General features: G+C 64.6%; 10 protein-coding genes. 3 read left to right on the top strand and 7 right to left on the bottom strand.

Features of this window, described 5'->3' with window-relative positions; translation table 11 throughout:
- Positions 1-234: 234 nt before the first annotated feature.
- Both pcaH and pcaG read left to right on the top strand, forming a co-directional pair.
- Positions 235-954 carry a protocatechuate 3,4-dioxygenase subunit beta gene (gene pcaH, locus APH44_RS10560; RefSeq protein ID WP_054892638.1) on the top strand — a complete coding sequence of 240 codons (720 nt, stop codon included), beginning with the start codon at positions 235-237 and terminating at the stop codon, positions 952-954.
- 11 nt (positions 955-965) lie between these two features.
- On the top strand, positions 966-1,571 hold the full coding sequence (pcaG, locus tag APH44_RS10555) for a protocatechuate 3,4-dioxygenase subunit alpha (RefSeq protein ID WP_054892637.1): 606 nt from the start codon (positions 966-968) through the stop codon (positions 1,569-1,571).
- Between the two features lie 42 nt (positions 1,572-1,613).
- Here pcaG and trmA read toward each other — a convergent pair whose 3' ends face one another.
- The 6 genes from trmA to APH44_RS10525 form a co-directional block, all read right to left on the bottom strand.
- Entirely contained in the window at positions 1,614-2,699 is a 1,086-nt protein-coding gene (gene trmA / locus APH44_RS10550) for a tRNA (uridine(54)-C5)-methyltransferase TrmA (protein WP_054892636.1), read from the bottom strand.
- The gene (locus APH44_RS10545; protein WP_054892635.1) at positions 2,696-3,991 is read right to left on the bottom strand and encodes an NCS2 family permease; all 1,296 of its coding nucleotides are present in this window, start codon (positions 3,989-3,991) and stop codon (positions 2,696-2,698) included. Before APH44_RS10545 ends, trmA begins: the two co-directional genes overlap by 4 nt.
- 216 nt (positions 3,992-4,207) lie before the next feature.
- Positions 4,208-5,428 (bottom strand): MFS transporter, encoded by a 1,221-nt coding sequence (locus tag APH44_RS10540; protein ID WP_054892634.1) that lies wholly within the window; start codon positions 5,426-5,428, stop codon positions 4,208-4,210.
- Between the two features lie 216 nt (positions 5,429-5,644).
- Positions 5,645-8,455: an FAD-binding and (Fe-S)-binding domain-containing protein gene (locus APH44_RS10535; protein WP_054892633.1), complete on the bottom strand. Its 2,811-nt coding sequence runs from the start codon at positions 8,453-8,455 to the stop codon at positions 5,645-5,647.
- Between the two features lie 74 nt (positions 8,456-8,529).
- Positions 8,530-9,675 (bottom strand): FMN-dependent L-lactate dehydrogenase LldD, encoded by a 1,146-nt coding sequence (gene lldD / locus APH44_RS10530; RefSeq protein ID WP_054892632.1) that lies wholly within the window; start codon positions 9,673-9,675, stop codon positions 8,530-8,532.
- A 62-nt stretch (positions 9,676-9,737) separates the two neighbouring features.
- Positions 9,738-11,408 carry a lactate permease LctP family transporter gene (locus tag APH44_RS10525; RefSeq protein ID WP_054892631.1) on the bottom strand — a complete coding sequence of 557 codons (1,671 nt, stop codon included), beginning with the start codon at positions 11,406-11,408 and terminating at the stop codon, positions 9,738-9,740.
- Positions 11,409-11,662: 254 nt separating this feature from the next.
- Here APH44_RS10525 and APH44_RS10520 point away from each other — a divergent pair, with 254 nt between their 5' ends.
- Entirely contained in the window at positions 11,663-12,430 is a 768-nt protein-coding gene (locus tag APH44_RS10520; protein ID WP_054892630.1) for an FCD domain-containing protein, read from the top strand.
- Between the two features lie 71 nt (positions 12,431-12,501).
- Here APH44_RS10520 and smpB read toward each other — a convergent pair whose 3' ends face one another.
- Positions 12,502-12,984, bottom strand: a complete 483-nt coding sequence (smpB, locus tag APH44_RS10515) for an SsrA-binding protein SmpB (RefSeq protein WP_027917703.1) — start codon at positions 12,982-12,984, stop codon at positions 12,502-12,504.
- Between the last annotated feature and the right edge of the window lie 89 nt (positions 12,985-13,073).

Here is a 13,073-nt window from a genome sequence, read left to right as displayed (position 1 = left end):
TCCGCTGTGAAGGTCGTGCCTGGTTGAAGGGCCCTGGGCTCTGCGCCGCCAGCACCGCAGTCCATCCAGAATAGTCCAGCGCTTCAGATCAGGTGGTCTGACGAAAAGTTGCATAACCAAATGGTTATGTCTGACGCGCATGTTTTCAGTTTTCGCCCTGCGCTACCTGCCGGAAACTGCAAGTCCGCCTGCCACGCACAGGTGGTTCGAACAATTCCAAGAGAGGAAAACGGCATGCCCGCTCAGGACACCAGCCGCTTCGTGATCCGTGATCGCAACTGGCACCCCAAGGCCCTCACGCCTGATTACAAGACATCCATCGCCCGCTCGCCGCGCCAGGCGCTGGTGAGCATTGCCCAGTCGGTCAGCGAAAGCACCGGCCCTGATTTTTCCCACCTGCGCTTCGGCGAGCATGACCATGACCTGTTGCTGAACTTCCACAACGGTGGCCTGCCGATCGGTGAGCGCATCATCGTTGCCGGGCGGGTCGTCGACCAGTACGGCAAGCCGGTGCCCAATACCCTGGTGGAGATGTGGCAGGCCAACGCCGGTGGTCGCTACCGCCACAAGAACGACCGCTACCTGGCCCCGCTCGATCCCAACTTCGGTGGCGTCGGTCGCTGCCTGACCGACCGTGACGGCTACTACAGCTTCCGCACCATCAAGCCCGGCCCCTATCCCTGGCGCAACGGCCCCAACGACTGGCGTCCGGCGCACATCCACTTCTCCATCAGCGGCCCTTCGATTGCCACCAAGCTGATCACCCAACTGTATTTCGAAGGTGATCCGCTGATTCCGATGTGCCCGATCGTCAAGTCGATCGCCAACCCGGACGCGGTGCAGCGCCTGATCGCCCGGCTCGACATGAGCCACGCCAACCCGATGGACTGCCTGGCCTATCGCTTCGACATCGTGCTGCGTGGCCAGCGCCAGACCCACTTCGAGAATCGCTGAGGAGACCCGTCATGCCTATCGAACTGCTGCCGGAGACGCCCTCGCAGACCGCCGGCCCCTATGTGCACATCGGCCTGGCCCTGGAAGCTGCCGGTAACCCGACCCGCGACCAGGAAATCTGGAACCGCCTGGCCCGCCCGGAGGCTCCGGGCGAGCACATCCTGCTGATCGGCCAGGTGTACGATGGCAATGGCCATCTGGTGCGTGATTCCTTCCTCGAGGTGTGGCAGGCCGACGCCAACGGCCACTACCAGGACATGTTCAACCTGGAGAACACCTTCAACAGCTTCGGCCGGACCGCCACCACCTTCGATTCCGGTGAATGGACCTTGCACACGGTCAAGCCAGGCGTGGTGAACAATGCTGCCGGGGTGCCGATGGCACCGCACATCAACATCAGCCTGTTCGCCCGGGGGATCAATATCCACCTGCACACCCGCTTGTATTTCGATGACGAGGCCGAGGCCAACGCCAAGTGCCCGGTGCTCAACCTGATCGAGCAGCCGCAGCGGCGCGAGACGCTGATCGCCAAGCGTTGCGAGGTCGATGGGAAGACGGCGTATCGCTTCGATATCCGTATTCAAGGGGAAGGGGAGACGGTGTTCTTCGACTTCTGAACGAATGCCGGGGCCTGACAGGTGGCCCCGGCCATCCATCGATCAGCGCCGGACCAGCAGGACCCCGCTTTCCATGTGGTGGGTGTAGGGGAACTGGTCGAACAGCGCGCAGCGTTCGATACGGTGGGTATCGTGCAGTTGAGCGATGTTCTGCGCCAGCGTCTCGGGGTTGCAAGAGATGTACAGGATCCGCTCGAAACGCCGGGTCAGCTCGCAGGTGTCCGGGTCCATGCCGGCGCGTGGCGGGTCGACGAATACTGTGCCGAAGTCGTAGCTTTTCAGGTCGATGCCTTCCAGGCGACGGAATGGGCGGACCTCGTTCAGCGCCTCGGTCAGTTCCTCGGCCGACAGGCGTACCAGGCGTACGTTGTCGATGCCGTTTTCGTCGAGGTTGTGCAGGGCGGCGTTGACCGAGGTCTTGCTGATCTCGGTGGCCAGCACCTGGCGCGCGCGGGTGGCCAGGGGCAGGGTGAAGTTGCCGTTGCCGCAGTACAGCTCCAGCAGGTCGTCGCTGCGCTCGCCCATCGCCTCGCAGGCCCAGCCCAGCATCTTCTGATTCACTGCCCCGTTGGGCTGGGTGAAGGCGCCTTCAGGCTGGCGGTAGCTGAAGGTGCGGCCGGCGATGTCGAGCTTCTCCACGGCATAGTCACGGCCGATCACCACGCGCTTGCCTTTGGAGCGACCGATCACGCTGACGCCCAGTTGTGCGGCCAGTTGCTGCGCGGCAGCTTCCCAGGCCTCGTCGAGCGGGCGGTGATAGCACAGGGTGACCATGGCATCGCCGGCCAGTGTGGTCAGGAACTCGACCTGGAACAGACGATTGCTCAGGTCTTCGTTGCCCTGCCAGGCGGCCTTGAGACGGGGCATCAGTTCATTGATGCGCTGGCTGGCGATGGGGAAGTCGTCGATGAGAATTGCCTTGTGCTTCTCGCCCGGGGCGAACATCGCGTAGTGGCGTTGACCCTCTTCGCGCCACAGGCGGAACTCTGCGCGCAGGCGATAGTGCTCGCGCGGCGACTCGAACACGGCAGGTTGCGGTGCATCGAAGGGCGCCAGCAGCTCGCGCAGGCGCTCGACCTTGGCCTGCAGTTGGGTCGTGTATTGCGAAGGGTCGAAGACGGCACTCATGCGTTGAACCAGCCCAGCTTGATGACGAACAGAATGGACAGGATCACCAGGGCCGGGTTCAGGTCGCGGTGACGACCGGAGATCAGCTTGATGGCGGTCCAGGCGATGAAGCCGAAGGCGATGCCGTTGGCGATCGAATAGGTCAACGGCATGGCCAGGGCGGTGACCACCACCGGCGCGGCCTCGGTGACGTCGTCCCAGTTGATCTCGGCCAGGCCCGAGGCCATCAGCACGGCAACGAACAGCAGTGCCGGCGCGGTGGCGTAGGCCGGCACGCTACCGGCCAGCGGCGCGAAGAACAGCGCGAGCAGGAACAGCACGGCTACCACGATGGCGGTCAGGCCGGTGCGTCCGCCGGCACTTACGCCGGCAGCCGATTCGATATAGCTGGTGGTGGTCGAGGTGCCCAGCAGCGAGCCGGCCATGGCTGCGGTGCTGTCGGCGATCAGCGCACGGCCCATCTTCGGCATATGGCCGTCCTTGCCCATCAGGCCGGCGCGCTTGGCCACGCCGATCAGGGTGCCGGAGTTGTCGAACAGGTCGACGAACAGGAAGGCGAAGATCACGCTGATCAGCCCGACGTCCAGGGCGCCCTTGATGTCCAGTTGCAGGAAGGTCGGGGCCAGCGACGGCGGCATGGAAACGATGCCGCCGAATTGGCTGGCACCCACCAGGATCGACACCACCGTCACGGCGAGGATGCCGATCAGCACGGCGCCGCGCACTTTCAGCGACTCGAGGCCGACGATGAGGAAGAAGCCGAGGGTGGCAAGGATCGGTGCAGGCTGCTTGAGGTCGCCCAGGCCGACCAGGGTGGCTGGGTTATCGACGACGATGCCCGCATTGTGCAGGGCGATGAGTGCCAGGAACAGGCCGATACCGGCGGCGATCGCCGAGCGCAGCGGCAGCGGGATGCTGTTCACGATCCACTCACGGATGCGGAAGATCGACAGCAGGAAGAACAGCACCGCCGAGAGGAATACCGCACCCAGTGCCACCTGCCAGGTGTGGCCCATGTGCAGGACCACGGTGTAGGTGAAGAAGGCGTTCAGGCCCATGCCCGGGGCGAGGGCGATCGGGTAGTTGGCGATCAGGCCCATGGTGACCGAGCCGATGGCGGCGGCAAGGCACGTGGCGACGAAGATCGCGCCCTTGTCCATGCCGGTTTCGCCGAGGATGCTCGGGTTGACGAACAGGATGTAGGCCATCGCCAGGAAGGTGGTGACGCCCGCGAGGATCTCGGTGCGCACGTTGGTGTTGTGTGCTTTTAGTTGAAACAGCCTTTCCAGCATGCCTGCTCCCATGGCGCCGCGGCGCCGTGAATGTATTCGACCCCATCAGCAAAGCACAGACCGTACCGGTTGCCGTGGTTTTGTGGGGGCGGAAAAAAGCCGCGCATCATACCAGCATGGGGGGCGGGGGCCTATGGCTGTTGGTCTTTGTGGCGTGGCGCCCACTGTCGGCGCGGCCTGGTGCCGCGAAAGGGCTGCCAGGCAGCCCCATGAAGACTATTGCGGAGTGTGCATGCGGTCGCGGTTGGCCAGGGTCGGGAACAGCTTCATCCACACGCCGGTGACCACCAGCGTGCCCACACCACCCAGTACCACCGCCGGAACTGTGCCAAACCAGTGCGCAGTGACCCCGGATTCGAACTCGCCGAGCTGATTCGAGGCACCGATGAACAGCCCGTTCACCGCGCTGACCCGGCCGCGCATTTCATCGGGTGTCTCCAGTTGCACGAAGGCGCTGCGGATAACCATGCTGATCATGTCTGCCGCGCCCAGTACCACCAGCACCGCCAGCGAGAACCAGAACGAGGTCGACAGGCCGAAGGCGATGGTCGCCACGCCGAACACGCCCACGGCGGTGAACATGGTCCGGCCGACCTTGCGTTCTACCGGGAAGCGCGCCAGCCACAGCGACATCAACAAGGCACCTACCGCCGGGGCCGAGCGCAGCAGGCCCAGGCCCCAGGCGCCAGTGAGCAGGATATCCTTCGCGAACACCGGCAGCAGCGCCGTGGCACCGCCGAGCAGCACGGCGAACAGGTCCAGCGAGATGGCGCCGAGGATGTCCGGCCGACTGCGGATGAAGCGGATGCCGGCCAGCAGAGACTCAAGGCTGGCACGGCCGCGCTGGGGTGTCTGCTGGCGCGAGTCGAGGGTGAGCATCAGCAGGCAGGCAATGGCGTACAGCAATACCGTCGGGCCATACACCCAGATGCTGCCGAAAGCGTAGAGCAGGCCGCCGACCGCCGGGGCGACGATGGTCGCTGCCTGGGTCGCCGACGCCGACGCAGCGACGGCGCGCGGGAACAGCCCCGGCGGCACCACGTTGGGCAGCAGTGCCTGGGTCGCAGGCATCTCGAAGGAGCGGGTGGCACCGAGCAGGAAGGCCAGCACGAAGATCAGTTCGCGGGTGACGCTGTCGGTGGCACTGCCCAGCGCCAGGGCCAGGGCGATGAGCCCTTGCAGGCACTGGCACAGGGCGGCGACCTTGCGCCGGTCGTAGCGGTCGGCGACATGCCCGGTGTGCAGCATGAACAGCACCCGTGGGGCGAATTCGACCAGGCCGACCAGGCCCAGGTCCAGGACGTTGCCGGTGAGCTGGTAGAGGTGCCAGCCGATGGCCACGGTGAGCATCTGGAAGCCGCTGGCGGTGAAGACCCGCGCAAGCCAGAACGCGATGAACGGACGGTGGTGACGCAACAACGGTGCGGACTCAGACATCGGGGGCCAACGACAGCGGAAGAAGGGGGCTGCAGATTAGCATTTACTTGTAACAAATGGTTGCGGGCTGTTGGGCAATCGCCTGGGTAGCCGCTCCCATTGTAGGAGCGGGTTTACCCGCGAAAAAGACACCGCGCTGCCTGGCACGGGCTACGCCCGTGTTCGCGGGACACGTCGGAGCGCCGAACCGCCGCTCCCGCAGGGATTGGGCAGACCTCAGATAGCTCGTGCGCGCGTCACCCGGTCCACCAGATAGACCAATCCGTGATAGTCGATACCACTATGGCTCGACAGCCCGATCTCGCAGGTACGGCTGGTGGAAATCCCTTCGCTGCAGTACTGCACCGCATCTTTCAGGCTGCGCAGGGAATGGGCATTGAGCTCTGGCGTGGTGAAGCCCTTGTCGCCAGCGAACCCACAGCAGTGGATACCCTCGGGAATCACCACCTGCTTGCTGCAACGCCGCGCGAGGTCGATCAACGCCTGGCTTTCGCCCAGGTGCTGGGTGCTGCAGGTGACATGTACGGCCACAGGTTCCTCCTGTGGGGTGAACTCCAGCTTGTCGAGCAGATGCGTGCGGATGAAGCGCACCGGGTCGTAAAGATCCAACCGGGTTTCCCCCAGGTCCTGTACCAGGCGCAAGGTGCAGGGGCTGGTGTCGCAGTAGATTGGATCGAGGCCGCCGCGGCTGGCATGCAGCAGGGCGGCGATCAGTTCCTGGCGCTTGTGCTCGGCCTGCTCGGCGTAGCCCTTGGAAGCAAATGGCTGGCCACAGCAGAGGCTATCGGCGTTGTCGGGGAAGATCACCTGGTAGCCGGCCTTTTCCAGCAGGGCCTGGGTCTTGTCCAGCAACGAGCGCTGCTCGCGATCGCCATAGGCCGGGCCCATGACACGCGACACACAGGCCGCAAGGTAAACCACCCGGGGTCGTGCATCGTGGCTTGCCGGGCCGAAGTCGATCGGTTTGAGGGGTTGCGGCATGGCCGCTGTCCACTGCGGCAGGCGACCGTTGCTGACCTTGCGCAGGCCACTGCTTAGGCGCGCCAGGCGTGGGGCACCGAGCAGCTTGCGTGCGCCGTTGGCCGCGGCGAGGGTCAGGCGTGCGCCGCTGAGGGCCGAGTGGAAGTGCTCGGCCAGCCAGTCGGCAGTCTTCAGGTGATCGGCGGCCTGGCCGCGCAGTTTCTTCACCAGTTCGCCGGTATTGATCCCCACCGGGCAACGCTGGGCGCACAGGCCGGTAGCGGCGCAGGTATCGATGCCCTGGTATTGATAGGTCTGCAGCAGCTCGCGGGTGTCGAGGCCGGCACGACGCTTGGCCTGGATATCGCGCCACATGACGATGCGCTGCCGCGGGCTGAGGGTCAGCCCCTTGGACGGGCACACCGGCTCGCAGAAACCGCACTCGATGCATTTGTCGACGATCTCGTCGGCCGCCGGCAATGGCTTGAGGTTTTTCAGGTGGATGTCCGGATCGTTGCTGAGCACCACATCCGGGTTGAGGATGCCGTTGGGGTCGAGCAAGCGCTTGAGTGTCCACATCAACTGGTAGGCGTCCTTGCCCCATTCCAGCTCGACGAAGGGCGCCATGTTGCGTCCGGTGCCGTGCTCGGCCTTGAGCGAGCCGCCGAACTCCACCGCCACCAGTTGCGCGACGTCCTCCATGAAGGCCTGGTAACGCGCGACTTCCTCGGCGCTGTTGAAGCCCTGGGTGAAAACGAAGTGCAGGTTGCCTTCCAGTGCGTGGCCGAAAATGATCGCCTCGTCATAGCGATGCCTGTCGAACAGCTGGATCAGGCGGTTGACGCCCTCGGCCAGTTGCTCTACCGGGAAGGTCACGTCTTCGATGATCACCGTGGTGCCGGTCTGGCGTACGGCGCCGACGGCAGGGAAGGTGTCCTTGCGAATCTTCCACAGCAGGTTGTACACCGTCGGGTCTTCGCTGAACTCGACCTTCTGCTCGAGCGGGAATTCGGCGATTGACCCCATCACCAGCGCCAGTTGTTCGTGCAGCAGGCTCTGGCTGGCGGCGCGGGACTCGATCAGCAGGGCGCAGGCGTTGCTCGACAGGCCTTTCACCCAGGCCGGCATGCCTGGCATCTCCTGCACCGAGCGCAGGCTGCGGCGGTCGAGCAGCTCGACCGCCGACACGGGCTGGCGCTTGAGCACGGTCACTGCCCGGCAGCAGCTTTCGACAGTGGGAAACACCAGCAGGGCGCTGGCCTTGTGCGGGTGGTCAGGCACGGTGTCATAGGTGACTGCGCTGATGAAACCCAGGGTGCCTTCGGAGCCGACCAGCAGGTGCTGGAGGATATCCAGCGGCTGGTCGTAGTCCACCAGTGCGTTGAGCGAGAGGCCGGTGGTGTTCTTCAGCCTGTACTTGTGGCGGATGCGGTCGGCCAGTTCGGTGTTGGCGCGGGTCTCACGGCCAAGGCGGGCAAGTTCGTCGAGCAGTGCGGCGTGGCTCTGTTCGAAGGCGGCGACGCTGGCCGGGTCTTCGCTGTCCAGGCGAGTACCGTCGGCCAGTACCAGGCGCAGGCCAGCAAGAGTGTGGTAGGTGTTCTGCGCGGTACCGCAGCACATGCCGCTGGCATTGTTGGCGACGATACCGCCGATCTTGCAGGCATTGATCGACGCCGGATCAGGTCCGATCTTGCGCCCGTAGGGGGCCAGCCAGGCATTGGCCTGGGCACCGATGACCCCGGGCTGCAGGCGGATCTGTTCGCCCTGGTTGCGAATCTCGCGGCCGTTCCAGTTGTCGCCCAGCACGATCAGCACCGAGTCGCTGATGGCCTGCCCGGAGAGGCTGGTGCCTGCAGCGCGGAAGGTTACCGGCACGCGCTCACGCTGGGCCAGGCGGATCAGCTCGACCACCTCGTCCTCGGATTCGACGCGCACCACCAGCTTGGGGATCAGCCGGTAGAAACTGGCGTCGGTGCCGAAGGCCAGGGTCGAGGTCGGGTCGTCGAAACGGCGTTCGGCAGGGATCAGGCGCTCGGCATCACGCAGGAACGCAGCGGGCAGGCTCATGCAATCTCCTCGCGGGGCCGGCGCGTCTGGCGCGCGACGTGCCCCGGACTATCAGGCGTTTGTTTCGTAAGGGCTCAGGCGCCCAACTCGCGTACCAGTGAATCGCGGCGGATCTCGCCGATCGACTTGGCGCCGGTCAGCACCATGGCCACGCGCATTTCTTTCTCGAACAGCTCCAGCAGGTTCTTCACCCCAGCCTGACCATGCACGGCCAGGGCCCAGAGGAAGGCGCGGCCGATCAGCACCGTGTCGGCGCCCAGGGCGATCATGCGCACCACGTCCAGGCCGCTGCGGATACCCGAGTCGGCGAGAATCTTCAAATCACCCTTGACCGCGTCGGCAATGGCCGGCAGGGCGCGGGCGCTGGACAGCACGCCGTCGAGCTGGCGGCCGCCGTGGTTGGAGACGACGATGCCGTCGGCACCGAACCTCACGGCGTCACGGGCGTCATCGGCGTCGAGGATGCCCTTGATGATCATCGGGCCGTCCCAGAATTCGCGGATCCACTCCAGATCCTTCCAGGAAATCGACGGGTCGAAATTGTTGCCCAGCCAGCCGATGTAGTCGGCAAGGCCGGTCGGGTTGCCGCGATAGGTGGAAATATTGCCCAGGTCGTGGGGGCGTCCCATCACGCCGACGTCCCAGGCCCATTCAGGGTGGGTCATGGCTTGCAACATACGACGCATCGGGCCGTTGGCGCCACTCATGCCGGAATGGGCGTCACGGTAGCGGGCGCCGGGCACGGGCATGTCGACGGTGAACACCAGCGTCTTCACCCCGGCGGCCTTGGCGCGCTCCAGGGCGTTGCGCATGAAGCCGCGGTCCTTGAGGACATACAGCTGGAACCACATGGGCCGGTCGATGGCCGGCGCCACTTCCTCGATCGGGCAGACCGACACCGTGGACAGGGTGAAGGGAATGCCGTGCGCCGCCGCCGCGCGCGCCGCTTGCACTTCGCCACGGCGCGCGTACATGCCGGTGAGACCGACCGGGGCCAGGGCCACGGGCATGCTCAGGGTTTCGTCGAACAGCCGGGTCTGAAGGCTCAGCTCGGACATGTTTCTCAGGACTCGCTGGCGCAGGGCGATGCTGGCCAGGTCCGAGACGTTATGGCGCAGGGTGTGCTCGGCGTAGGCGCCGCCGTCGGCGTAGTGGAACAGGAAGGGGGGCAGCTTGCGCTGGGCCGCGGCGCGATAGTCGGTGGAGGCTGAAATGATCATGGATTCTCGCAGCGTGGGTGGATGGGTTGCCGGGCACATGCGCGTGCCCGGCCCCTGTCACTTTAGTGATGAACCAGCATACCGGTCAGCCAGTAGGCCTGGACCAGGGTGATCAGGCCGACGATGGTCGCGAAGAACAGGCTGTGCTTGACGGTGAAGCGGAACAGGTCCGACTCCTTGCCGACCAGGCCGGTGGCGGCGCAGGCCACGGCGATCGACTGCGGCGAGATCATCTTGCCGGTCACGCCGCCGCTGGTGTTGGCGGCGACCAGCAAGGTGTCGCTGACGCCGATCTGGTGCGCGGTGGTGGCCTGCAGCGAGCTGAACAGGGCGTTGGACGACGTGTCGGATCCGGTCAGGAACACGCCCAGCCAACCCAGGAACGGCGAGAAGAATGGGAACGCCGCGCCGGTGCCGGCCAGGACCAGGGCCATGGTCGAGGACATGCCCGAGTAGTTGGTGACGAAGGCGAAGGCCAGCACCATGCCGATCGACAGGATCGGCCAGCGCAGTTCCCAGAAGGTCTCTTTGAAAGTGGTAAGACCAGTTTTGACATTGATCTTCAGGACCCACATCGAGATCAGTGCCGACAGGAAGATCGCGGTGCCGGTGGCGGAGATCGGGTCGAGCTTGAACACGGCCGGCATTGCGGTCGGTGCGGTGACAATCGGGGCAGTCTTGATCACCAGTTGATCGAGGTGCGGGATGGCGAAGTTGAACACGAAGTTGTACATCGCGCCGCCCGGCGCGAACGCAGCCTTGAAGGGCTTGAGGGTCCAGATGGTCACCAGCACGGTGAGAATCAGGAATGGCGACCAGGCCTTGAAGATCTCGCCGAAGCTGTACGGCGAAGGCTGGCTGCCGCCACTGCTGACCACGGCCGCACCGACGCTGCCCTTGGCCTCGGCGAACGCGCGCTTGGGCTGCCAGACCTTGAGGAACAGGGTCAGGGCGATCAGGCTGGCCAGGGCCGAGGTGATGTCCGGCAGTTCAGGACCGATGAAGTTGGACGTGAAGTACTGGGTCACGGCGAAGCTCAGGCCGGCGACCAGCGCGGCGGGCCAGGTCTCTTTCACGCCACGCAGGCCATCCATCATGAACACCAGCCAGAACGGCACGAACAGCGACAGCAGCGGCAGCTGGCGGCCGGTCATGGCGCCAATGTGGAAGGCGTCGATACCGGTCACTTGCCCGGCGACGATGATCGGGATGCCCAGGGCGCCGAAGGCGACCGGCGCGGTGTTGGCGATCAGGCACAGGCCCGCGGCATACAGCGGGTTGAAGCCCAGACCCACCAGCAGTGCGGCGGTGATGGCCACGGGCGCGCCGAAGCCGGCTGCGCCTTCGAGGAAGGCACCGAAGCAGAAGCCGATCAGCAGCACCTGCAGGCGCTGGTCGTCGGTGATCGACAGTACCGAGCTGCGGATGACTTCGAACTGACCGCTCTTGACCGTGAGTTTGTACAGGAACACCGCGGCAACGATGATCCAGGCAATCGGCCAGAGGCCATAGAGGAAGCCGTAGCCTGCTGCGGCAAGGGCCATGTCGACAGGCATCTGGAAGGCGAAGATCGCCACCAGGATCGACAGGCCGAGGGTAATGCTGCCTGCCACGTGGCCCTTGAGGCGGAACACGGCGAGGGCGAGGAAGAAGAACACGATGGGGATGACCGCCGCCAGTGCGGACAGGCCGAGACTACCAAGCGGTGTGTAGAGTTGTTGCCAGGTTTGCATATGGGGTAACCCCTAATTGTTGTTGGTCAGCACTGGCATTGGATAATTGGTAAGACCAATTTACAATGACTGGTCGCTAGGTTAAAAGCCGGATACGGGGTGTGTCAATTTGTCCCAAGCAAAACTTTGGTCGAGTGCCGATGAGCGGAGGGCGAGATCGCGTCGGATCAATCGAGGAATATCTGTCGGGCTGTCGCGGATAGGCGCAGAATAGGCGCCCCGAAATCGGTGCCGGGGTTTGTGGAGAGTATGTGATGGTTTTTGATCAGGTCCGCCAACGGCGCCTGTCCGACGATATCGTCGATCGACTGGAAGGGATGATTCTCGAGGGGACGTTGACCTCGGGGCAGCGCCTGCCCGCCGAACGCGCCCTGGCCGAGCAGTTCGGCGTTTCCCGTCCGTCGTTGCGCGAGGCGATCCAGAAACTGGTGGCCAAGGGGCTGCTGGTCAGCCGCCAGGGGGGCGGCAACTATGTGGCCGAGTCGCTGGGATCGACGTTCAGTGATCCCTTGTTGCAGTTGCTCGAGCACAACCCTGAGGCTCAGCGCGACCTGCTGGAGTTTCGTCACACCCTTGAAGCCTCATGCGCCTTCTACGCAGCCCAGCGTGCCACCGAGCCGGATCGGGCGCGGTTGAAGGCCGCCTTCGATGCGCTGCAGGACTGCTATGCCCGCGTCGATGAGGTCAGTCGTGCAGAAGAAGGCGCAGCGGATGCCCGGTTTCATCTGGCGATTGCCGAGGCCAGCCACAATGCCGTGCTGCTGCATACCATTCGTGGTCTGTTCGACCTGCTCAAGCGCAATGTGGTGACCAATATCGGGGGCATGTACCAGCAGCGTACGGAAACGCGCGACATGCTGATCAGTCAGCACCGCGAACTGTACGAGGCGATCGTCGAGGGGCGTGCGGAGGATGCGCGGGAGGTGTCGAGCCGGCACATCCTGTATGTGCAGGAAGTGCTGGAAGAAGCGCAGCAGGAAGCCCAGCGCGTGGCGCGCGCTGAGCGACGCAACGGGCGCTAGAAACGTGTCGCAGCATTCGCGGGCAAGTCGGAGCGCCGAACCGCCGCTCCGACTTGCCCGCCGAAGAAGATCTACTCTTCCTTGCCCTTGTTGCGCACCGCACGCTGCAGCTCGCGGTTGGAGTCGCGCTCGCGCATCGTGTCGCGCTTGTCGAACTCCTTCTTGCCCTTGCCGAGCGCGATTTCGCACTTGATCAGGTGCTTGCTCCAGTACAGCGCCAGGGCCACACAGGTGTAGCCTTTCTGCGCCACGGCAGCCTCCACGCGCTCGAGCTCGCGCTTGTTCAGCAGCAGCTTGCGGGTACGCATGGGGTCGGCGATGACGTGGGTGCTGGCGGTGTTCAGCGGGGTGATGTGGCTGCCGAACAGCCAGGCTTCGCCATCCTTGAGCAGCACGTAGCTGTCGGTCAGGTGCGCCTTGCCGGCCCGCAGGCTTTTTACTTCCCAACCGGACAGGACCAGCCCGGCCTCGAACTTGTGTTCGATGAAGTAATCGTGTCGCGCTTTCTTGTTCTGCGCGATGGTCCCGGTCGGATGTTTCTTTTGCTTAGCCATAGGGGCGGCATTATAGGCAGTCGCCACGTCCTCTGGCTATGGGGTTCGGTGCGCTTGAGCCAGCAGGATGAATCCCGGACAATGCAGGC

Source organism: Pseudomonas sp. NBRC 111143 (assembly GCF_001320965.1).
GTDB classification, from domain to species: Bacteria; Pseudomonadota; Gammaproteobacteria; order Pseudomonadales; family Pseudomonadaceae; genus Aquipseudomonas; species Aquipseudomonas machongensis.
Note: the sequence above shows the minus strand (reverse complement) of the source record. Positions and strands in the feature narration are given on the sequence as shown.

What these genes read in the sequence shown, in the direction of transcription:
- pcaH (WP_054892638.1), top strand. Translation starts at nt 235, where the DNA reads ATGCCCGCTCAGGACACCAGCCGCTTCGTGATCCGTGATCGCAACTGG.
- pcaG (WP_054892637.1), top strand. Translation starts at nt 966, where the DNA reads ATGCCTATCGAACTGCTGCCGGAGACGCCCTCGCAGACCGCCGGCCCC.
- trmA (WP_054892636.1), bottom strand. Translation starts at nt 2,699, where the DNA reads ATGAGTGCCGTCTTCGACCCTTCGCAATACACGACCCAACTGCAGGCC.
- APH44_RS10545 (WP_054892635.1), bottom strand. Translation starts at nt 3,991, where the DNA reads ATGCTGGAAAGGCTGTTTCAACTAAAAGCACACAACACCAACGTGCGC.
- APH44_RS10540 (WP_054892634.1), bottom strand. Translation starts at nt 5,428, where the DNA reads ATGTCTGAGTCCGCACCGTTGTTGCGTCACCACCGTCCGTTCATCGCG.
- APH44_RS10535 (WP_054892633.1), bottom strand. Translation starts at nt 8,455, where the DNA reads ATGAGCCTGCCCGCTGCGTTCCTGCGTGATGCCGAGCGCCTGATCCCT.
- lldD (WP_054892632.1), bottom strand. Translation starts at nt 9,675, where the DNA reads ATGATCATTTCAGCCTCCACCGACTATCGCGCCGCGGCCCAGCGCAAG.
- APH44_RS10525 (WP_054892631.1), bottom strand. Translation starts at nt 11,408, where the DNA reads ATGCAAACCTGGCAACAACTCTACACACCGCTTGGTAGTCTCGGCCTG.
- APH44_RS10520 (WP_054892630.1), top strand. Translation starts at nt 11,663, where the DNA reads ATGGTTTTTGATCAGGTCCGCCAACGGCGCCTGTCCGACGATATCGTC.
- smpB (WP_027917703.1), bottom strand. Translation starts at nt 12,984, where the DNA reads ATGGCTAAGCAAAAGAAACATCCGACCGGGACCATCGCGCAGAACAAG.